This window comes from uncultured Maricaulis sp. (assembly GCF_947259345.1).
GTDB lineage: Bacteria > Pseudomonadota > Alphaproteobacteria > Caulobacterales > Maricaulaceae > Maricaulis.
The window spans coordinates 54,709-74,629 of the sequence record NZ_CAMYLS010000007.1 but is presented as its reverse complement, the minus strand read 5'-3'; the positions used below and the strand labels follow the sequence as shown (position 1 = coordinate 74,629).

The window sequence follows — 19,921 nt, the reverse complement described above, 5'->3', positions numbered from 1 at the left end:
CGCATTAAGAATGTGGTGTGGCCGGTGCGTCGCGCACGTCTGATGAAGTCTGGGGCATGGGTTACAAGTCAATGCCGAAGCTGATCGAAATCGCTTCGCCGCGTTTGCGGCTGGTTGCACTGAATGCTGAACTGGCCACGCTTCAGCTTGAGGACCGCAAGGCGTTCTTCAAGGCCCTCGGCGTTGATCCCGAACCAACCTGGCCGCCGGAACTGATGGACCAGGCGGCCATGGAGTGGACGCGTGACCGGTTGAGCGCCCGTCCCGGGGAGTCGGGTTGGTATGCTTGGGTCTACATATCGTCGGTCATGAACCGGCTGCTTGGCACTGGCGGGTTCAAGGGCGCGCCGGACGCGGATGGCGTTGTTGAAATCGAGTACTCAATGCTGACCTCCTACCGTGAGCAGGGACTGGCGACTGAGGGGGTCGTGGCGCTTCTGGACTGGGCCTATTCGCACGACCAGGTCAAATCGGTCATCGCTCACACGCGTGATGATCGGGATGCGTCGCACCGCGTGCTCGAGAAAGCCGGATTTGTACAAGGCAAGACGCACGCCGAGCCCGATGAGGGGGTCGACGTAATCGCGTGGCACCATACGCCAAACAAGCATCCGGCCTGACGCCTGGCGGGGTCGCCGCCTACGGCTGGATCAGGTTTTTGAGCTGATCCAAATAGGCAATCCACGCCGCGCGTCCGGCCTCGGTCAATGAGGCGCGGGTCTGGGGTTTGCGGTCAACGAAACTCTTCTCGATCGCGACATAGCCCGCCTCTTCCAGCTTGCGCAAATGCACTGACAGATTGCCGTCCGATGCGCCTGTTCGGGCCCTGATCTCGGTAAAGCTGGCATCCCGCGTCGCCGACAGAAAGGCCATCACGGCAAGTCGAAGCTTGCCGTGAATGACATCATCCAGCGCGCTGGCGTCGAAACTATCCGGCATTCACCCGGCCTCCGCAGCCGGCTCTCCGCGCAGGAGCACAAGTCCGGGCAAGATGGCCAGGATGCCCACCGCGGCCGCTGCGAAGAGATAGAGACCAGGGGTTCCAACCAATAACAGGCCCGCGCCGCTGAACAGCCATGCCAGGACGGCCATGCCTTGCATCCAGCGGGCCCCGCCCAGCTGGGCGCTGACATTGAATGACAGACCGTAGCCCGCGAAGGCCACCAGCGGGATAGTGTCGAACAATATCGCATGACCCCGGCCAAGAAAGGCGGCGACAACGGCGCCGATCGCATAGGCGGCCACCATCCAGGTGACGCTGCGCCAAGCGGCAGCCTCGCCACGATTATTGACAGCCCCGGTGCCGGGTTTGTTCCGCAAGCCGCGTCCCAGAAGCCCGGATCCGATCAGTCCGATCATTCCATAGGCCAGCCAGACCAGGCCAACATACTGAACAGGGATGGCGACCATTCCGGTGATGATGCTCCAATGTGCCAGGAGCGCCGGTGCGGCCAGCCCGCCCCACCAGATGAAAAAGCGCCCGCTGAGGGAAGGAGCATACTGTCCACTCGCGGCAACGTCGCGCAGATATTCGAGGTCGGGTTTTTCGTTCATTGTCAGCTCCCAAGTTCTTTGTAAATTAAAGTATAGCGCTCAACCTCATTCGGCAAGGGGATTGAGGATGCGATTGTCCCCCCTTATTCCGGGCCGGTGCGTCGGGTGCCTGCGGCGGACCGCCATGTGGGTGAAGCGGTCACGAGGCGCGAATTAGCGCTTGCGCGCCCGCGGATGGGCGCCGTCGTAAATGGCCATCAAGCGCGCGCTCTCCACGTCGGCATAAATCTGCGTCGTGGAGAGGCTGGCATGGCCCAGCAATTCCTGGATCGCCCGCAGATCGCCACCATGGGCGAGCAAGTGCGTCGCGAAGGCGTGTCGGAGAGCGTGGGGCGTTGCGCTATCAGAAAGGCCCAGTCGACCCCGCAACTCCTGCATCAGCGTTTGAACGCCGCGAGCACCAAGCGCGCCGCCGCGGACGCCGCGAAAAAGGGCAGCTTCCCGCTCGACCGGATGCGGGCAGAGCGATACGTAGCGCGCTGCCGCTTCGGCGACGGTCGGGAGTACTGGAACAATCCGGGTCTTGTTGCCCTTGCCGGCGATTCGCAGACTGTCCCCGAATGGATAATCCCGCCCGGTCAGGCCGAGCGCTTCGGAAATCCGCAGGCCGCATCCATAAAGCAGCAACAATACGGCCTCGTCGCGGGCGGCGATCCAGTCCGGCTTCCCGCGCGCGCTCGTCTCGTCCAGTATCTGTCGGGCCGCGTTCTCGCTGACCGGTTTGGGGGCGCTCCGGCCGAGTTTGGGGCTTTCAACGAGCGAGAGCGCCGGATTGTCGACCCCCCAGCGCCGCTTGGCATAGGCGAAGAATGTGCGGACCGCGGATAGCGAACGAGCGAGCGAGCGGGCTGAGAGCCCGGCGCGGCGGCGCTCGGCCATCCACGCGCGGAAGTCCCGCGAAGTAAGGGTAGCGAGATCGCCAAGGTCTGGCGGTGATCCCAAATGATCGAGCAGGAAATCACCGAACCCGTTCAAGTCCCGCTGATAGGCTTCCAGCGTCCGGGGCGAGAGGCGCCGCTCTCCAGCCAGGTGGCCGAGGAAGGCGGAAAGCGCCTCCGCCCAGCCAGGTTTCAGCTCTGATGCAGCCATTGCACAACCATGCGCTCAACGGCTCTTGCGAGAAAATTCAGCAACTCGGTCCCCTGGCCTGCCTGAAACAGATGGGCATCACGAGCGGCAAGGGCCATCAGACCGTCATGGCCGTTGAAATCCAGTCTCACGATTGCCTGGGAGCTGACGCGGGCACCCTGTTGACCGTAAAGCGCGTGGGCATTGCCGGGATCGACGGGCCCCAACATTTCCACATGATCGCCCAGCACATCGCCCACAAAACCGTCGGCGGCGCCGAGAATTGATTCGGCATTCTTCAGGGGAGCGTGCCCCTCGATCAGCACACGGCACACATCCACGCCCAGCGCACCGGTCAACCGGTTCGACACTTTGCTGTCGAGACCAGCAAGGGAATCAACTTCCAGTAATGCCAGCACCGCCATATGAATTTGCGACTGGATGGCCAGGTTGGCGCGCGCGGTTTCCACGATGGAGGCGTTCATCGATTTCAACTGGCGAATTTCCTCGCGCAGCTTTTCACGGGCCGCTGCGCCAAGGTCGATGGCGCCGTCTTCGCGCGCGGTCTCCACAATCAGCGAGAAAAGCTCGGCATCCTCCCGCACAAAATCAGGATTGCCGATCAGGAAGGCGCGAATCTCTTCAGTTTCACTGCCAGCGCTTCCTAGCTGGTTTTCGTCCTGTGACATGCTGATTGTCTCCCTCGCCTTGAAGGCCCACTCTTGTCTCATTCGGTTTACGAGAAGCAAACCGATCTGCCTGACCGGAAGGTAATTGTGATGGCAAGCGCTCTGATACCGCATTGCAATGAGATCAAGCGGCGACCCGCTAAGCGGGCTGAGCGCGGTCGGAGTCCGTGCGGCGCGTCCTCGCTATGATCATCAACAAGCCAAAATATGATTCGTCCTTGCTAATCATCAGGTCCGGAACTTGACCGTCACCTCGCCCTATCGTGTGTCCATCCTCTTTCCGCTGCCACTGCCGGAAGCCTTCGACTATCTTGTGCCGGCCGAGATGGAGCTGCAGCCGGGTGACCATGTGCGGGCCCCCTTGGGCAAGCGTTCGGCGCGCGGCGTTGTCTGGGCCGTGAAGCCGGGACAGGGCGACCGCGCGTTAAAGACCGTCGAAGCGCCGGTCGGCGGGGCCCCCCTTCCGCCGGGCATCCGTCAGTTTGTCGACTGGCTGGCACGATATCTGGTCCAGCCGCCGGGTATCGTTCTTCGCTCTGTGCTCCGGTCCAGCGAAGCGCTCAAGCCTTCGCCAACGGAGACGGTTTTTCAACGCGGAACCGGCGAGCCGGACCGCATGACCGGCGCCCGCGAGCGTGTCCTCGATGCGATCGCGGTTCTCGGCGAGGCCAGTGCCGCAGAGCTGGCCCGAGAAGCCGGAGTCACCGCCTCCGTGGTAAAAGGCCTGGCCAGGGCGGGCGCGCTGACCGAGTTGATCCGCCTCGTCGATCCGCCATTCGAACGCCCGGATCCGGAGGGTGAGGGGCTTACCTTGACCCCGATGCAGACCGAGGCAGCCGGCGTGCTTCGTCGGCTGGTGCAAGCCGGGGGTTTTCAGGCCGCTTTGCTCGACGGGGTAACCGGGTCCGGCAAGACGGAGGTATATTTCGAGGCTATCGCCGAATTGCTGCGCCGGGAACCCGATGCGCAGATTCTCATCATGCTGCCGGAAATCGCGCTGACCGAAGCAGTGCTCTCGCGCTTCAAGGCGCGCTTTGGCGCAGAACCCGCGCTCTGGCATTCCGGGGCCGCTCCAAAAGCTCGCCGCCGCACCTGGCGAGAGGTGGCAGAGGGGCGCGCACGCATCGTGGTCGGCGCGCGTTCGGCGCTTTTTCTGCCGTTTCCGGCCCTGCGCATGATTGTCGTCGATGAGGAGCATGACCCGACCTACAAGCAGGATGAAGGATTGCCCTATCAGGGGCGCGATCTTGCGGTGGTGAGGGCAAAGATCGAGGGCGCAAATGTCATCCTGGCGTCGGCCACGCCGTCATTGGAAAGTCTTTCGAACGCCCAGGCGGGTCGCTACGTCCATGTCCGCTTGGCAGCCCGTCCCGGTACGGCAATCCTGCCGGCGGTCGACACAATCGATTTGCGAGAACACCCGGCCGAGAAAGGTCGCTGGATGTCGCCCCCGATGATCGAGGCGGTGCGTGAAACTTTGGAGCGAGGCGAGCAGTCACTGCTCTACCTCAATCGACGCGGTTATGCGCCTTTGGTCCTTTGTCGCGCCTGCGGGCATCGCATGGTCTCGCCGGACACGCAGTCCTATCTCGTCGAGCACCGCTATACCGGGCGTCTGGTTTGCCACGTCACCGGCTTCTCCATGGCCAAGCCCAAACGCTGCCCAAGCTGCGACGCCGAGGACAGTCTGACCTCAATCGGGCCGGGCGTGGAGCGTGTCGCCGAGGAGGCGCGGCTGACCTTTCCCGACGCGCGCGTCGAGATCTATTCGTCGGACAGTCGCTCCGGGGCCGAAATCGTCGCAGCGATGGAACAGGGTGAAATCGACATTCTCGTCGGCACTCAGATTGCCGCAAAAGGTCACAACTTTCCGTGCCTGACCCTGGTCGGTGTGATCGATGCCGATCTCGGTCTGGCCGGCGGTGATCCGCGGGCGGGCGAACGCACTTTCCAGACACTGGTCCAGGTCGCCGGGCGCGCCGGTCGCGCAGACCGTCCGGGACGAGCGCTTCTGCAGACACACCAGCCTGAGCATGATGCCATCCAGGCCCTGATCGCCGGTGACCGGGATGCCTTTCTCGACATGGAATTCATGGTTCGCGAATCACTCGGCCTTCCGCCTTTCGGCCGCTTGGCGGCGATCGGTTTCATGTCGATGAATCCCGAGCAGGTCGACCGTGTTGCCAATGACTATGCTGCCAAAGCCCCCAACTCCGAAGGCGTGGAGATATGGGGGCCCGCCGAGCCGCCGCGCGCGATGGTTCGCGGCTGGCATCGACGCCGCATCCTCGTGCGCGCCGACAAGGAAATCGACATCTCCGCCTATCTTCGGGCTTGGTCGCAGCGCGTGAAGACACCGCCGTCTGTCAGGGTTTCAATCGACGTCGAACCCTATAGTTTCATCTGACCATCGCGCCGCGCCTCCCGACCTTGAGGTCCGGCTTTTCCCAAGCCGACGGATGACACATCATGCTGGACCTGCTCGCATCTCCAGAAATCTGGCTGTCTCTCGCGACGCTGACCTTTCTGGAAATCGTCCTTGGCATCGACAATGTGATCTTCGTGGCCCTGATGGCATCGCGCCTGAAGGAAGAGGAGCGCGCCAGGGCGCGAGCGCTCGGTCTTGGGATGGCTCTGGTCTTCCGTGTCGTCATGTTGTTTGGACTGGTGTGGATCACGAAGCTGGAAACCGAGCTCTTCGAGGTCTTCGAGCATGGCTATTCCTGGCGTGACCTGATCCTCATTGCCGGCGGGCTTTTCCTGCTCGGCAAGGGAACGTTGGAAATCCATCACGCGGTTGAAGGGCCCAGCCAACACGCGGGCAACCCGGTTCATGCGGCGTTCGCGACGGTTGTCGCCCAGATCGTGGTGATTGATGTCGTTTTCTCGCTCGATTCGGTCATCACAGCGGTTGGCATGACGGATGAAGTGCCAATCATGATCGCTGCCGTGGTTATTGCGATGGGGGTCATGCTGTTGGCCGCCACCACAGTCGCCACCTTCATCGAACGCCACCCCACGACGAAAATGCTGGCCCTGTCCTTCCTGCTCCTGGTCGGCGTCGCACTCGTCGCCGACGGGTTGGGCTTCCACATTCCGCGCGGCTACCTCTACTTTGCGATAGCCTTCTCGCTGCTGGTCGAAACACTGAATATTTTCGCGAGGCGGTCCCGGACCAAGGGTGATCCGGACGCCTGAGGGACCCGGGCTGGGTAGCTGGGTCTCGATTTGTGTCCCAGTAGATTGCGTCCGTACGCTGAATCCCCCGGTGTGAGTGGCTTGCTGCCTGCTCCCCCCTGTGCTATCGCAGCGCCGAACCTCAGGGGCTTGCAGTGCAACACGATGAGTCCTGTTTTTTATGTCGTTGATAATCAAGCGTTTATGCCGATCCCGGCAAGTTTATGAGCGCTGATCCAGCTAGAGAGTGACGTCACGGTGAAGACCGGCGAAGACGCCATGACAGCCAACGCCGCGGGCCGCTATGCGACCGCGTTGTTCGAGCTGGCGAAATCCGAAGGTGCAGCGGATGCTGTGGAGGCTGATCTTTCGGCCTTTCAAGCCATGCTTGGCGAGTCCGCCGAGCTGCGCGGGGCGCTCGCCTCGCCGCTGCATACCGCCGAGGTCAAGGCTGGCATTCTCGCCGCTCTGGCCAAAAAGGCCGAGTTTAACGCAATGACAGGCAATGCCTTTGGTGTCGCCGCCCGCAACGGCCGCGCCGGCCAGCTCGGCCAGGTCGCGCGCATCTTTGCCGCGCTGGCAGCTGCGGACCGCGGCATTGTCACGGCGGATGTGCAGACGGCCGCTGCGTTGACAAAGAAACAGACCGAGGCCCTCGCGGCTTCGCTGAAAAGTGCCTTCGGGCGCGAAATCGAGGTCCGTACGGAAGTGCGGCCTGAATTGATGGGCGGACTGATCGTGAAGGTCGGCTCCCGCATGTTCGACTCCTCCCTCCGCACCAAGCTGGATGGGATGAAGACCGCGATGAAAGAGGCCTAGGTCCATGGACATCCGTGCCGCAGAAATCTCTGCGATCCTCAAGGATCAAATCAAGAATTACGGTACCGAAGCGAAGGTTTCGGACGTCGGTAGCGTTCTGTCCGTTGGTGACGGTATTGCCCGCGTCTACGGCCTCGACGAGGTGAAGGCCGGTGAACTCGTCGAGTTCCCGGGCGGCATCAAGGGCATGGCCCTGAACCTGGAACGCGACAATGTGGGTTGCGTGATCTTCGGTGATGACCGCGGCATCAAGGAAGGTGACACGGTCAAGCGTCTTGGCTCGATCGTTGACACGTCCGTCGGCAAGGGCCTGCTGGGCCGTGTCGTTGATGGTCTCGGTGAGCCGATCGATGGCAAGGGCCCGCTCAAGGACGTTGCCGAGCGTCGCCGCGTTGACGTCAAGGCGCCGGGCATCATCCCGCGTAAATCGGTGCACGAGCCGATGGCAACGGGCATCAAGGCCATTGACGCCATGATCCCGGTTGGTCGTGGTCAGCGTGAGTTGATTATTGGTGACCGCCAGACCGGCAAGACCGCGATTGCGCTGGACACCATCCTCAACCAGAAAGCCATCAACGAAGGCGATGATGAGAGCGCCAAGCTCTACTGCATCTATGTCGCTGTCGGCCAGAAGCGCTCCACGGTCGCCCAGATCGTGAAGACGCTCGAGGAAAATGGCGCGCTGGATTACACAATCATCGTTGCCGCGACCGCTTCTGACCCGGCGCCGATGCAGTTCCTCGCACCGTTCACCGCTTGTGCGATGGCTGAATACTTCCGCGATAACGGCATGCACGCGCTGATCGTCTATGATGATCTGTCCAAGCAGGCCGTGGCCTATCGCCAGATGTCCCTGCTTCTGCGTCGCCCGCCGGGCCGCGAAGCCTATCCGGGTGACGTTTTCTATCTCCACTCCCGCCTGCTCGAGCGCGCCGCGAAGCTGAATGAAGCCAATGGTTCCGGTTCCATGACGGCTCTGCCGATCATCGAAACCCAGGCGAACGACGTGTCGGCCTACATTCCGACCAATGTGATCTCGATCACCGACGGTCAGATCTTCCTGGAAACAGACCTCTTCTATCAGGGCATCCGTCCCGCCGTGAATGTCGGCCTGTCCGTGTCGCGGGTTGGCTCTGCTGCCCAGACCAAGGCGATGAAGCAGGTTGCCGGCAAGATGAAGGGCGAACTGGCCCAGTATCGCGAGATGGCGGCCTTTGCCCAGTTCGGTTCCGATCTCGACGCGGCAACGCAGAAACTGCTGAACCGCGGTCAGCGCCTGACCGAGCTCCTCAAGCAGCCGCAATTCTCGCCGCTGTCGATGGAAGAGCAGGTCTGCGTGATCTATGCGGGTACGCGTGGCTATCTCGACAAGCTTCCGACGTCTGATGTTCAGCGCTACGAAGCGGACCTGCTGCGTCACCTGCACAGCGAGCACGATGCGCTGCTGACGTCGATCCGCAACGAAAAGAAGCTGACCGACGACAGCGAAAGCAAGCTGAAGGCGGCGCTCGACAAGTTCACCGAACATTTCGCGTGAGCCTGATCGAGTTTAACCGCTGAGGAGAGCCTGATGGCGAGCCTTAAGGACCTTAAAAACCGGATCGGAAGCGTCAAGTCGACGCAGAAGATCACGAAGGCGATGCAGATGGTCGCCGCTGCGAAACTGCGCCGTGCGCAAGACGCTGCGGAAGCCGCGCGCCCCTATGCCGAGCGCATGGCGGCCGTGATGGCTAATCTGTCCACTGCAATGTCGGGAACGCCGGGGGCCTCGCCGCTCCTGGTTGGAACCGGAAAATCCGACAGCTATCTGCTGGTCGTCATGACTGCGGATCGTGGCCTGTGTGGTGGCTTCAACACGAATATCGTGAAGAAGGCCCGCGAACGCATCACCGCGCTCAGGGCCGAGGGCAAGGACGTCAAAGTTATCTGCGTTGGCAAAAAGGGCGCTGACCAGCTCAAGCGCAATTTCGCCTCGCTGATCGTCGACAAGATGGAGTTGTCCGGCGAGAAAACGATCTCCGGCGCCACTGCGGCCCGGATCGGCGACAAGATCCGTCACATGTTCGACAATGGCGAGTTCGATGTTTGCGAGCTTGTCTCTGCCCAATTTGTCTCGGTGATCTCCCAGAAGCCACGCGCCAAAGTCCTCATCCCGGCGATCGATGCTATTGATGAAGGTGTTGAGCGCCCCGACCTGGGTGGCGCCATCTATGAAGCCGAGCCGGATGAGGAAACCATCCTCAACGTGCTGCTGCCGCGTTATGCCGACACGGTTATTCTGTCTGCCCTGCTGGAGAATGTTGCCGGCGAGATGGGTGCGAAGATGGCCGCGATGGACAATGCCACGCGCAATGCCGGCGAGCTGATCGACAAACTCAACCTTGTTTATAACCGAACCCGCCAGGCGCAGATCACAACGGAGTTGACTGAAATCATCTCCGGCGCCGAGGCCCTCTAGGCGAGAGGAAAGACCCGCTATGAGCACTCTTAAAGGCCGCATTGTCCAAGTTACGGGCGCTGTTGTTGACGTTGAATTCGAAGGCGGTCTGCCGGACATCCTCAACGCCATTGAAACCACTAATGACGGCAAGAAGCTCGTCCTCGAGGTTGCTCAGCACCTCGGCGAGAACACTGTCCGTTCGATCGCCATGGACGCGACCGAGGGTCTGCAGCGCGGCACGGAAGTGACCGACACTGGCAGCCCGATCATGGTTCCGGTTGGTCCGGGTACGCTCGGCCGCATCATGAATGTGACCGGTGAAGCCATCGACGAGGCGGGCGATGTTCCGCACACAATGAAGTCGCCGATCCACCGTGCTGCCCCGTCCTTCGACGAGCAGGCCACGGAAGCCGAAATCCTGCCGACCGGCATCAAGGTCGTCGACCTGCTCTGCCCCTACGCCAAGGGCGGCAAGATCGGCCTGTTCGGCGGCGCTGGCGTTGGCAAGACGGTTCTCATCCAGGAATTGATCAACAACATCGCCAAGCTGTTTGGTGGTTACTCGGTCTTCGCCGGTGTTGGCGAGCGGACCCGTGAAGGTAACGACCTGTACTGGGAAATGATCGAATCCGGCGTGAACAAGGACCCGAAAGAGCATGATGGCTCGACTGAAGGTTCGCGTTGCGCCCTGGTCTTCGGCCAGATGAACGAGCCTCCGGGCGCGCGTGCCCGCGTCGCCCTGTCCGGTCTCGCCCAAGCGGAATATTTCCGCGATGAAGAGGGCAAGGACGTTCTCTTCTTCGTCGACAATATCTTCCGCTTTACGCAGGCCGGTTCCGAGCTTTCCGCCCTTCTGGGCCGCATCCCGTCCGCCGTGGGCTACCAGCCGACGCTGGCCACCGACATGGGGGCCCTGCAGGAGCGAATCACCTCGACCACCAAGGGTTCGATCACCTCGGTCCAGGCTGTTTACGTCCCGGCCGATGACATGACCGACCCGGCTCCGGCCACCACCTTCGCCCACCTCGACGCGACCACGGTTCTCAATCGTGCGATCTCGGAAAAGGGCATCTACCCGGCTGTTGACCCGCTCGACTCCACCTCGCGTATCCTCGAGCCGCGCATCGTCGGTGAAGAGCACTATCAGACGGCCCGCCAGGTTCAGGAAATCCTCCAGCGCTACAAGGCCCTGCAGGACATCATCGCGATCCTGGGCATGGATGAGCTGTCCGAAGAAGACAAACTGACCGTGGCCCGCGCCCGCAAGGTCGAGCGCTTCCTGTCGCAGCCGTTTGACGTGGCCGAAATCTTCACCGGCTTCCCGGGCATCCAGGTGCCGGTTGCCGACACAGTGAAGGGCTTCAAGGCTATCTGTGACGGTGAGTATGACCACCTGCCGGAAGCCGCGTTCTACATGGTTGGCACCATCGAAGACGCTGTGAAGAAGGCCGAGAAACTGGCTGCCGAGGCGGCGTAGGCTTCTCCGCACGCCTGATCGAGACAAAGGCCGGTTCCTCGTGAGCCGGCCTTTTCTTTTGCCAGTCTCTCGGTCACTCTGGAGCCGTTCGAGTTGGGGGATTCACAATGCTTGTCGCGATTGCAGCCTTGGTGCTGAGCCATACCGCCTCGCCGCCCCCGCCCCCAAATCCAGCGCCTGACATCGCGCAGGGCGAGTTCGATGGTTATTCCGGCCCGGATCTCTGGGATGCGTGGCTGAGTGCGGTTCGACTTCGCGCGATCACAACACGCGCAGATGCCTTCGAGGCGCTCGGCGCGCCGGATGGATGGCGCATCTACCGGGCCGGGCCGAGTTTCGAGCGTAATACCGGCTGGTGGACGGAGTATTTTCAGGCTGGCTATGTCCGTTCCTGCCCCAATACAGACGCAAGCTGCGAATGGATTTTCCGGTCCGCGGGCCTGCAACAGAACGCGCAAATCTATGCTGATATGGCGGAAACCCATTTTGACGGAGCGAGGCTGGCTGCAGCGCTCCGTGCGAATGGAATTCCGCCATCGGACCGCGCCGGACTTGAGGGTCATCGATTCGAAGCAGACGCCTCTCTTGACGATTTGATTGCATCCAGCCTTCGGCTGCGGCAGGTGCGTGAAGCTGATTGCCCCGCTGTCGGCGAGTGGCAAGCCGCGCTGGCTGACTTGCAGCCCCTGCCCCTTGCCGGTGAGCGCGATGATGCCCGCGGCCCCGTGCTGCCCCCGATTCCGATCCATATCCGCTACACACTCGATATTCCCATGAAGGCGTTCGGCGGTGCCAATGTGAACGTCCGGATAGAGGATTCCCGCAATCCGCAAATATCGGCGCTCTGGCAGACCATTACCGCTGGCGTGCAGGCCTGTGACGGCTAGGTGCTGCTCGCGCGTTGAGCCCGATGAGGCCCTGTGATCTAGGGGGTCCACAAGCTGCGGAATACCTGCTAGACGGACGCGGAATATCGAAGGGCTTACTCATGGCTGACAAACTCCATTTTGATCTCGTCTCTCCCGAGCGCCGCCTGTTCGCGGGCAATGTCGACCAGGTGGTGGTGCCGGGCGAAGAGGGTGATTTCGGTGTCCTGCCGAACCACGCGCCATTCATGTCCGTCATCCGTCCCGGTGCAATTACGGTCATTGATGGCGGTTCGGAAACCCGGACTTTCATTCATGGCGGTTTTGCCGAGGTGACACCGGCTGGTCTGACCATCCTCGCCGAGGAAGCGATTGCCGTCGCTGATATCGACACTGAGAAGCTTTCCCAAGACCTCTCCGACGCGCGCGAAGACGTAACCGCCGCCAAGGACGACGAAGAGCGCGAACAGGCGGCTGCGCTTGTTGCCAAGTATGAAGCCATGCAGGCGGTTGTCGCGCACTAGCGTTGACAGGCTTATGGCTGGTCGATCCGGGCCGCTCCGTCAGGGGCGGCCTTTTGCGAGGGCTGCGCGCCAGGCCGACGGCGACTGACCCGCTATTTCCTTGAAGGCACGATTGAAATTTGATCGCGTTTGGAACCCGCAATCGAGCATGAGTTCGACAAGTGGACGCTTCGGCGTCTCCAGCATCAGGCGCTGGGCTTCGGTGACCCGATAGGTCGTCAACCAGCGGCTGACCGACATGCCCCAGCGGTCGTTGACCGTTTCGGATATCTGGCGCTGCGGGCAGCCGATTTGCCGGGCGAGGCGCGCGACCGTGAGTTCGGCATCACGCCATGGCTCACGGGACATCATGTGCGCTTCCAATCGCTCCGGGAAACCAAGTGCCGGGGTTCTCAATCGCGCCCTCATCCAGGCGACCGGACCATTTTGATGCAGGCTCGAATAGAGGAAGTAGACGAGGAAGCCGATCAGGCCGGCGAGCGCGATCATGAGTCCAATTGACGCTGAAAGCGGTGTCGAGCGCATGACCTCAAACGCGATCACGGCATCGCTGATCGCCATAGCCGAAAGCCAGCTGCCGAGCATGACGCCCCAACGGCGCCGCGCGGGCGCAACCATCCTCCGCGCAAGGCCGAACGTCGCCATCGCGTATCCGATGGTGATCGCAAAAATCACAAGGTCGACAAGCCATCCCGTTCCCAAGGCCCGGTGACTTTCCAGCCACTGCGATACCACGAGCGAGGCGGGGCCGATCAGATGCGCGAGGTCGCCCCATTTCGGCAGGCCGGGCGGCCTCACGAGGGCGCGTGCATGCAGGAAAATCAAGCTCGGGAAGCCGGCCGCCAGCGCAGGGCGAATCAGGTGGATCGAGGCTGATTGCCCGCTCGTTGCGAAGCTGGTCAATCCATGCATGACGGCGAGGAGCGCAAAGGCGGCGGCGAGCCAAGTGTGCGCTACCCTCTGCTCGCCTTTCAACGATGCGAGATAGAGCGACATGAGCGCGGTCAGGGCGACCGAAACGGGCAGCAGCCAAATCATGCGCTCATGTAACGATGTCTGATTGCGATGTCCAAGATCGCGATCGAGGACGCATGGATTGGCGGGCGATCCTATCACAGCGGCTTCACTGAGGAGATTCCCGTGCAACGTCATCCATCTATCCCGCAGCTGTTTGATAGAACCAGTCTGCGCACTCTCGCGACGCTGCTTTGCGCCGTGCTTGCTGCTTGCCAGTCGGCTCAGCCATCGGCTCCGGACCCGAGCTATGATCTGATCGTTCGCGGCGCGACGATCGTGTCCCCGGAAAGCCCCCATGATGGGCAGGTCCTGGACGTCGCCATCCATGCTGGCCGTATCGCACGAATCGGTGATTTGCAGGCAAGTGACGCGCGCGAGGTTATCGAGGCTGATGGCCGTTTCCTGCTGCCTGGACTGATTGATGGCCATGTTCATCTTTATCATGCCACGGGCTTGCGGCGCCGTGATACGCCCGATTTCGATGCCTTGCATGGTGCTTATCTGCGCCAAATGCCGCGAAGCTATCTTTTCCATGGCTTCACCACTGTGGTGGAGCTCAATGCTGATCCCGACACCAATGCGCAATTCCTGGAAGCGCCCGAGCGACCGCGTCTGATCCATTGCGGGCCCGGTGTGGTTCTACCAGACGGCTTCATGGCACTGGACGTGCCGGCTGATGCGGTGACCCGCGCTTTCCCCGCCCTGCTTCATGACCGATTTGGCCGAAACACGCTTGCCCCGGGTATGGATCCGGCAGACCATACGCCGGATGCTGTCCTCGACGTTGTCCAGGCGGCCGGCGGGCAATGTGTGAAGCTCTATTATGAAGAGGCTTTATGGTGGCCCGGAGGCGCGCCGGACTTCGCCCTGCCGTCTCTCGCCATCATGAGCGAAATCACGGCAGCCGCACGGGCTCGTGGCATGCCGGTTCTGCTTCATGCAACCACACCGGCCGGCATCGAACTGGGCATTGCGGCTAACATAGACATGTTCGCGCACGGCCCGTGGGAGTGGCCGCAAGACGGATTTGCCGCGACACGCCCCGGCGAGCAAATTTCCGAGACATTGACGGCTCTCGCACAGACCGGGATCGGCGTGCAATCAACCCTGCGAACCCTGGCGAATACGGGCTCGCTCTTCCAGTCTGAGGTTTTGAATGATCCCGCTTGGCTGGATGTCATCCCTGCGGAGATGCTGGGTCATTTGCGCTCGGGAGCCCAAGTTCAACGGGACGATTTCCTCTCCCGCTTCGGTCCGGTCATTCTCGCCTCCGGCCAGACGGTGGAGGACATGCCAGCCCTGCAGGCCAATTTCTTTGGCCGTTACCAAACGCTCCTGGCTGACTTCCATCGCAGTGGCGGTCGGCTCTTGTTCGGCACCGACACGGCGGTTGGTGGGTTCGGGTGGGCTTCACCGCCAGGCCTCGCCGGGTATTGGGAAATGCGTGACTGGGAGGCATCAGGCATTTCGCCCGAGGACATCCTCGCGGCGGCGACTATCCGCAACGCGCGTTCCTTTGGTCTGGCTGGTCAGCGGGGTCTGGTAGCCTCGGGGCAGGATGCTGACCTGCTCATCCTCAGCGCTGACCCGCGCATGTCGGTCTCGGCGTTTGAACACATCGAGATCGTAGTCGTGGAAGGCCGGCCGATCGATCGCGCCAGCTTGTCGGCGCGAGGTGAGTGATCGGGTTCAGCGCTATTTGCTGAAAGGCGCAAAGGCGCGGGCAACTTCCAGATAGACATCCCGTTTCCACGGAATAATGAGGTCAGGTATCTCGCTCAACTGGCCCCAGCGCCAGGTATCGAACTCGACTTCGGCGTGGGCTTTCAGGTCGATATCACCGTCGGTGCCCTTGAAGCGAAAAGCGAACCAGCGCTGCTTTTGGCCCAGATGGCGCTTCTTGTGGAAGCGGGGATCTTCGCGGACTTCCGGCGGATAGTCATAGGCCAACCAGCCGTCGATTTCTCCGAGATAGCTGACCAGCCGGGACTGAATCCCGGTCTCCTCGGCAAGCTCGCGTAGCGCGGCGTCCTGGATATTCTCGCCAGGGTCGATCCCGCCTTGCGGCAGCTGCCAGTTCCACGGGCCCGGCGTGCTGTCGCGTCTTCCCAACCAGATTTCGCCAGCCTGGTTGAACAGGGCAATACCGACATTGGCCCGATGATGCGGGTATGGATCGGATGTTGTGGTTGTCATCAGTGGCCGTTGGACGTCGACGCGCCGTAGCCATCGTCAGCAGTTGCTGCATCATTCGGGTCGCGTGCCCAGCGGTGGTCCGTGGAAGCCGTCGCGTCATGCGGCAAGGCGGCTTCCGCCTCTGCTGCCAAGCGGGCCTCCAGGCGGCGACGCGCCATGACGGCCGATGGGGGCGCAAGTTGATAGCCTCGAAGGTCGAGACTGATGGCCCAGTCTCGAATCTGTTCAACGGTAGCCGGATAGGCAAAGCCGGTTCCGAGGGCAGAGCCATTCTGGATGGCCAGCGCTTCAAGCGCCAGCAGGCGCTCATCGATCGCGTCAGGCGAGAGGTCCTCATCCAGGATCCTGTCGGCAACCGCGTACTCGATATCGGTGGCGCCAGCGGCCGCCTCGATGGTCGAGCGGCGACCGGCGCCGTCGTGCAGGAATGCGACGCCGCGCTCCTCCAGCGTCCCGAAGACCTGGCGCATGGCGCCCTGTGAGGCCGAGAAGCGGGCCCCCAGATAATTGGTCACGCCGAAATAGCCGGTTGCGCGGCTAAGCACCCAGGCCAGGCGACGGCTGTTTTCTTCGGCGGTTCCGTCGGCCAGCAAGGTGTGCGGGCCGGGATCATTGTTGGGATAGTCGAAGGGCTCCATGGGCGCTTCGATGAGGACCTCGTGGCCGGCGGCACGAGCGCGATCAATCCAGGCCTGAAGATCGCGGGTATAGGCCGCAAAGCTGAGCGCCACTTCCGGCGGTAATTCGTTGATGGCAGCCTCGGTCACAGCCGTGTTGAGACCCATGCCGCCAATCACGACGGCAATCGTGGGGGCGCCGGGATCGCCATGATAGGGCCGGGCATAGGCGCGAGACGGGCGTGAGCCATCGGCGGCGATGATCGGAAGCGGGCCGCCTGGCCCGGGTTCGGTCAGACCGGCGATGGGCGCGGCGGGCAGGGCATTGGGATTGGCAGCCGGCGCCGTGCTCGCGGTGAGACGGGCCTCTGCGTCAGCCGGGTCGGAGCCCGAGGTGTCAGACGAGCCGGGCTCGACGCGTGTGCTGGCCGGGGATTGGAAGCCTTCGCGGACACCAGACAATGTCACTTCCTCGTCGCCGTCCGGGTCCAGGAAGCGAATGCCATCCTGTGGATCTGCCTGATCGGTGCGCATGGCTTGCTGGATCGGCTCCGGCACGGGTGCCGGTTCAACGCCGCGCACAGCGCTCGGAAGCGCTATTTCACCATTTCCAAATAGTGCGACACCCCCAATAGCCAAGCTCAAGGCTCCGGCCGCAGCCAGGCCCGCAAAGAGCGGCGCCCGCAGTGTGAGAAGCGGTTGGGCGTGGCGAAGAAGAGCGGTCGACATGGCGGCGGCACGGTCTGTGGGTTGCATTTGGAGCGAGGTTTTCGGACCTCGCGGAAGTGCCAATGTGCCTGCCCCTGCTGTAAGAAACGGTTAACGGCGACAGGCTTTTACCCGCCGCCGTCATATCCGGTCCAACCTGTCGCGACTGTCAGCGTCAGGGGCGCAGTGAGGCCTGTTGGGTTTCCATGGCCGCGCTGAGAACCTCGACTGCGCGATGCAGCTGATAATCCTCATCCTCCGGCCAATCCGCCGGCGGTTGTTCAACTGATGCGATATCGGTCGTCTCGCGCTGGTCGCCATTCTCGTTTTCAAGCGCGCCGTCGAGGTCTGCCTCCGAGCCGATTTGCGGCACGCTGTGTTCCTCGTCCTCCTCCAACGCCCAGGCGGAAATCAGTTGGTCCGGGACAATTCCCGTCGCCTGGATGGAGCGACCTGCGGGTGTGTAGTAGCGGCCGGTCGTCAGGCGGAGGGCACCATCACGTCCACCACGCAGCGGGATAATGGTCTGGATCGAGCCCTTGCCGAAACTCGTCATGCCGATCAGCTCAGCACGCTCGCGGTCCTGCAGGGCACCGGCTACGATTTCGGCGGCACTGGCGGTACCTTCATTGATCAGGATTACGATCGGGACGCCGGCGAGGCGGTCGCCAGGACGCGCATTGTAGCGTTGGGTATCACGTGGATCGCGAGTCCGCGTCGAAACGACTTCTCCACCGTCCAGGAAGACATCGGTCACACCAATGGCTTGGTCAAGCAGTCCGCCAGGGTTGAACCGCATGTCGATGATTAGGCCTGGAAGATCAGTGCCGAATTCGTCCCGCAATTCAGTCAGGCCCTCATGCACCATCTCCGTCGTACGCTCATTAAAGCCGGCGATGCGCATATAGGGCACGCCTTGTTCGATCCGGGTGGCCACGGTTCTCAACGGAATGGTGTCGCGCACGAGGGTGACGTCAAACGGGTCATCATCTTCACGGGCAATGGTGATGGTCACCGGGTCGCCAACCGCGCCCCGCATCAGGGCGACAGCTTCGTCAACAGAGATGCCGACGATGGCATCGCCATCAACGGCGATGATGCGGTCATTGGTGCGCAGACCGGCGCGCTCCGCCGGTGTATCGGCAATCGGTGAGACGATGGTGATGTACTGGTCACGCCGGACCACCTCCATACCCAGCCCGCCATATTCGCCGCGCGTGGTCACCCGGAGGTCTTCATAGGCGTCCGGACTGTGATAGGCGGAGTGCGGGTCGAGCGATGTCAACATGCCTTCGATTGCGGCCTCGATAAGCTCGGCCTGGTCGGTGTCCGACACATAATCGGCTTCAATCCGGCTGAGCACATCGCCAAAAAGCTCGATCTGGCGGAAGCTCGCCGACCGGTCTTCCTGGGCGCCCTCAGCGGACACCGCGATGGCGACCGCGCCTACGGCCAGAGCCACCATCGAAACGAAGACATTGATACGCATGCAAACTCGCGTCCTTTGAGCGCGATGGGTCAGACCCGGGTGCGATCAGGTCCGGAACCACGGGCCGGGATCGATCGCATCGTCATTCCGTCTCAGCTCCAGATACAAGTCCGGTGCCGGTTGGGTGTTTTCGGACATGGCGCCCACCGGCTCCCCGGCAAGGACGCTCTGACCGACACTGGCATACGTCACGGACATGCCTGCCAGCACAACATAATAGCCGTCGCCGACATTGAGTATCAAGAGACCGCCGTATGTGTTGAACGGTCCGGCGAACTCGACGCGGCCATCGAAGGGAGACACTACCTGCGCCCGAGGGCGGGTCCGAATGAAAATTCCTTCAGATGCTGTGCCATCTTCGGCCATATCTCCGTACTCCCGCACAATTTCGCCGGCAGCGGGCGGGCGCAGACGCCCTCGCGCATCGGCAAAGCGCAGCGTCTCGAGTGGTGCGGTCGGAATGCGGGCGGACACGAGCTCGCGGGGCGGTCTGGGTCGCGGGGCAGGAACCCCCGTCTCAGGCGGCTGCCGGCGTGGGCTCAGGGTCGGCATCACCTCCGCCATGCGGGACAATTCACCGATCAACGAACGGATCGAGCGGGCGCGCTGGCCTGCAGTGCTCGAGGCCTCCAGAAAGGCGACGGCTTCATTTCGGCGTCGTGCTTCCAGCGCTCGACGCTCCGCGATCAGCACTTGCAGCTCCAGTCGCTGGGATGAGAGCGCCTCCTCAGCAATGTTCAGCGTCGCCCGCTCGGCTTCGATCGAGGCTCGCACTTCACGCAATTGTGTAAGTTGCCCGGCGATCAGGTCGGCCCTGTCCCGAAGCGCCGGCGCAATCTCCGCCATCAAGGCAGCCGCACGTGCAGCCTCCGCCGCGTCGTCGGGTGCAGCCACTACGGCAGGCGGGGTCTGGCTCTCAATTCGCTGGATGGCTGCGAGAATATCGATGAGGCTTTCACGATCCTCTGTCAGCCGCTCCAGGAGGTCTGTTTCCTCCCGCGTCAGTCGGTTCAGCTGCTGTTCTGCGCTCAAGGCCGCATTCTCGCTCGCTCCGACCCGCTCACCCAGATCAACGAGCTGGCGTTGCATCAGCGCGACCTCATCGGCCAGTTCTTCAGCTTGGCGACGTGCTGCTTCTGCGCGCGCTGCGGCGGCCTCCTCTTCCTGTTCCAGACGAGCGGCTTCGTCCGGGTCCGGTGGACTGGCGGGTTGGGTCTGAAGGATCAGGAGGGCGGCAATCAGGCTCAACATGGCGGAAGGCTAGCTCGCTACCGGCTGGC

General features: G+C 62.3%; 19 protein-coding genes. 10 read left to right on the top strand and 9 right to left on the bottom strand.

What is annotated here, in order from left to right:
• Window positions 1-56: 56 nt before the first annotated feature.
• A complete protein-coding gene (locus Q0X62_RS03970; protein ID WP_297731910.1) occupies window positions 57-620 on the top strand; it encodes a GNAT family N-acetyltransferase in 564 nt (187 codons plus the stop codon).
• A 19-nt stretch (window positions 621-639) separates the two neighbouring features.
• Here Q0X62_RS03970 and Q0X62_RS03965 read toward each other — a convergent pair whose 3' ends face one another.
• From Q0X62_RS03965 to Q0X62_RS03950, 4 genes are all read right to left on the bottom strand, one after another.
• Entirely contained in the window at window positions 640-939 is a 300-nt protein-coding gene (locus Q0X62_RS03965) for a transcriptional regulator (protein WP_297731908.1), read from the bottom strand.
• Window positions 940-1,554 (bottom strand): hypothetical protein, encoded by a 615-nt coding sequence (locus tag Q0X62_RS03960; protein ID WP_297731905.1) that lies wholly within the window; start codon window positions 1,552-1,554, stop codon window positions 940-942.
• Window positions 1,555-1,707: 153 nt separating this feature from the next.
• Window positions 1,708-2,643: a tyrosine recombinase XerC gene (locus Q0X62_RS03955; protein WP_297731903.1), complete on the bottom strand. Its 936-nt coding sequence runs from the start codon at window positions 2,641-2,643 to the stop codon at window positions 1,708-1,710.
• Window positions 2,625-3,311: a DUF484 family protein gene (locus Q0X62_RS03950; protein WP_297731901.1), complete on the bottom strand. Its 687-nt coding sequence runs from the start codon at window positions 3,309-3,311 to the stop codon at window positions 2,625-2,627. The genes Q0X62_RS03955 and Q0X62_RS03950 overlap by 19 nt, the downstream gene beginning before the upstream one ends.
• A 241-nt stretch (window positions 3,312-3,552) precedes the next feature.
• Here Q0X62_RS03950 and Q0X62_RS03945 point away from each other — a divergent pair, with 241 nt between their 5' ends.
• From Q0X62_RS03945 to Q0X62_RS03910, 8 genes are all read left to right on the top strand, one after another.
• On the top strand, window positions 3,553-5,718 hold the full coding sequence (locus Q0X62_RS03945; protein ID WP_297731899.1) for a primosomal protein N': 2,166 nt from the start codon (window positions 3,553-3,555) through the stop codon (window positions 5,716-5,718).
• A gap of 62 nt (window positions 5,719-5,780) precedes the next feature.
• The gene (locus Q0X62_RS03940; RefSeq protein ID WP_297731896.1) at window positions 5,781-6,509 is read left to right on the top strand and encodes a TerC family protein; all 729 of its coding nucleotides are present in this window, start codon (window positions 5,781-5,783) and stop codon (window positions 6,507-6,509) included.
• 258 nt (window positions 6,510-6,767) lie between these two features.
• A complete protein-coding gene (locus tag Q0X62_RS03935; RefSeq protein ID WP_297731894.1) occupies window positions 6,768-7,307 on the top strand; it encodes a F0F1 ATP synthase subunit delta in 540 nt (179 codons plus the stop codon).
• 4 nt (window positions 7,308-7,311) lie between these two features.
• Window positions 7,312-8,844, top strand: a complete 1,533-nt coding sequence (gene atpA, locus Q0X62_RS03930; protein WP_297731891.1) for a F0F1 ATP synthase subunit alpha — start codon at window positions 7,312-7,314, stop codon at window positions 8,842-8,844.
• A gap of 33 nt (window positions 8,845-8,877) precedes the next feature.
• Window positions 8,878-9,765: a F0F1 ATP synthase subunit gamma gene (locus tag Q0X62_RS03925; RefSeq protein ID WP_297731889.1), complete on the top strand. Its 888-nt coding sequence runs from the start codon at window positions 8,878-8,880 to the stop codon at window positions 9,763-9,765.
• 19 nt (window positions 9,766-9,784) lie between these two features.
• Window positions 9,785-11,224 carry a F0F1 ATP synthase subunit beta gene (gene atpD, locus Q0X62_RS03920; RefSeq protein WP_297731886.1) on the top strand — a complete coding sequence of 480 codons (1,440 nt, stop codon included), beginning with the start codon at window positions 9,785-9,787 and terminating at the stop codon, window positions 11,222-11,224.
• A 107-nt stretch (window positions 11,225-11,331) separates the two neighbouring features.
• Window positions 11,332-12,111, top strand: coding sequence for a hypothetical protein (locus Q0X62_RS03915; protein ID WP_297731885.1), 780 nt, complete (start codon window positions 11,332-11,334; stop codon window positions 12,109-12,111).
• A 101-nt stretch (window positions 12,112-12,212) separates the two neighbouring features.
• On the top strand, window positions 12,213-12,614 hold the full coding sequence (locus tag Q0X62_RS03910) for a F0F1 ATP synthase subunit epsilon (RefSeq protein WP_297731883.1): 402 nt from the start codon (window positions 12,213-12,215) through the stop codon (window positions 12,612-12,614).
• 39 nt (window positions 12,615-12,653) lie between these two features.
• Here Q0X62_RS03910 and Q0X62_RS03905 read toward each other — a convergent pair whose 3' ends face one another.
• Window positions 12,654-14,165: a helix-turn-helix domain-containing protein gene (locus tag Q0X62_RS03905; protein ID WP_297731881.1), complete on the bottom strand. Its 1,512-nt coding sequence runs from the start codon at window positions 14,163-14,165 to the stop codon at window positions 12,654-12,656.
• Here Q0X62_RS03905 and Q0X62_RS03900 point away from each other — a divergent pair.
• The gene (locus Q0X62_RS03900; protein ID WP_366946102.1) at window positions 14,085-15,314 is read left to right on the top strand and encodes an amidohydrolase family protein; all 1,230 of its coding nucleotides are present in this window, start codon (window positions 14,085-14,087) and stop codon (window positions 15,312-15,314) included. The two genes, Q0X62_RS03905 and Q0X62_RS03900, sit on opposite strands and share 81 nt — an antisense overlap.
• 12 nt (window positions 15,315-15,326) lie before the next feature.
• Here the strand turns inward: Q0X62_RS03900 and Q0X62_RS03895 are convergent, their stop codons facing one another.
• The 4 genes from Q0X62_RS03895 to Q0X62_RS03880 form a co-directional block, all read right to left on the bottom strand.
• Window positions 15,327-15,827, bottom strand: a complete 501-nt coding sequence (locus tag Q0X62_RS03895; RefSeq protein ID WP_297731879.1) for an RNA pyrophosphohydrolase — start codon at window positions 15,825-15,827, stop codon at window positions 15,327-15,329.
• Window positions 15,827-17,173 (bottom strand): divergent polysaccharide deacetylase family protein, encoded by a 1,347-nt coding sequence (locus Q0X62_RS03890; RefSeq protein ID WP_297731876.1) that lies wholly within the window; start codon window positions 17,171-17,173, stop codon window positions 15,827-15,829. Before Q0X62_RS03890 ends, Q0X62_RS03895 begins: the two co-directional genes overlap by 1 nt.
• 154 nt (window positions 17,174-17,327) lie before the next feature.
• On the bottom strand, window positions 17,328-18,641 hold the full coding sequence (locus Q0X62_RS03885; protein ID WP_297731874.1) for a S41 family peptidase: 1,314 nt from the start codon (window positions 18,639-18,641) through the stop codon (window positions 17,328-17,330).
• Window positions 18,642-18,686: 45 nt separating this feature from the next.
• Window positions 18,687-19,892 carry a peptidoglycan DD-metalloendopeptidase family protein gene (locus tag Q0X62_RS03880; RefSeq protein WP_297731871.1) on the bottom strand — a complete coding sequence of 402 codons (1,206 nt, stop codon included), beginning with the start codon at window positions 19,890-19,892 and terminating at the stop codon, window positions 18,687-18,689.
• Window positions 19,893-19,921: the final 29 nt, after the last annotated feature.

Excerpts from the sequence above, each read along its gene's own strand:
- Q0X62_RS03970 (WP_297731910.1), top strand. The coding sequence starts at position 57 with ATGGGTTACAAGTCAATGCCGAAGCTGATCGAAATCGCTTCGCCGCGT.
- Q0X62_RS03965 (WP_297731908.1), bottom strand. The coding sequence starts at position 939 with ATGCCGGATAGTTTCGACGCCAGCGCGCTGGATGATGTCATTCACGGC.
- Q0X62_RS03960 (WP_297731905.1), bottom strand. The coding sequence starts at position 1,554 with ATGAACGAAAAACCCGACCTCGAATATCTGCGCGACGTTGCCGCGAGT.
- Q0X62_RS03955 (WP_297731903.1), bottom strand. The coding sequence starts at position 2,643 with ATGGCTGCATCAGAGCTGAAACCTGGCTGGGCGGAGGCGCTTTCCGCC.
- Q0X62_RS03950 (WP_297731901.1), bottom strand. The coding sequence starts at position 3,311 with ATGTCACAGGACGAAAACCAGCTAGGAAGCGCTGGCAGTGAAACTGAA.
- Q0X62_RS03940 (WP_297731896.1), top strand. The coding sequence starts at position 5,781 with ATGCTGGACCTGCTCGCATCTCCAGAAATCTGGCTGTCTCTCGCGACG.
- Q0X62_RS03935 (WP_297731894.1), top strand. The coding sequence starts at position 6,768 with ATGACAGCCAACGCCGCGGGCCGCTATGCGACCGCGTTGTTCGAGCTG.
- atpA (WP_297731891.1), top strand. The coding sequence starts at position 7,312 with ATGGACATCCGTGCCGCAGAAATCTCTGCGATCCTCAAGGATCAAATC.
- Q0X62_RS03925 (WP_297731889.1), top strand. The coding sequence starts at position 8,878 with ATGGCGAGCCTTAAGGACCTTAAAAACCGGATCGGAAGCGTCAAGTCG.
- atpD (WP_297731886.1), top strand. The coding sequence starts at position 9,785 with ATGAGCACTCTTAAAGGCCGCATTGTCCAAGTTACGGGCGCTGTTGTT.
- Q0X62_RS03915 (WP_297731885.1), top strand. The coding sequence starts at position 11,332 with ATGCTTGTCGCGATTGCAGCCTTGGTGCTGAGCCATACCGCCTCGCCG.
- Q0X62_RS03910 (WP_297731883.1), top strand. The coding sequence starts at position 12,213 with ATGGCTGACAAACTCCATTTTGATCTCGTCTCTCCCGAGCGCCGCCTG.
- Q0X62_RS03905 (WP_297731881.1), bottom strand. The coding sequence starts at position 14,165 with ATGGAAAAGATAGCTTCGCGGCATTTGGCGCAGATAAGCACCATGCAA.
- Q0X62_RS03895 (WP_297731879.1), bottom strand. The coding sequence starts at position 15,827 with ATGACAACCACAACATCCGATCCATACCCGCATCATCGGGCCAATGTC.
- Q0X62_RS03890 (WP_297731876.1), bottom strand. The coding sequence starts at position 17,173 with ATGTCGACCGCTCTTCTTCGCCACGCCCAACCGCTTCTCACACTGCGG.
- Q0X62_RS03885 (WP_297731874.1), bottom strand. The coding sequence starts at position 18,641 with ATGCGTATCAATGTCTTCGTTTCGATGGTGGCTCTGGCCGTAGGCGCG.
- Q0X62_RS03880 (WP_297731871.1), bottom strand. The coding sequence starts at position 19,892 with ATGTTGAGCCTGATTGCCGCCCTCCTGATCCTTCAGACCCAACCCGCC.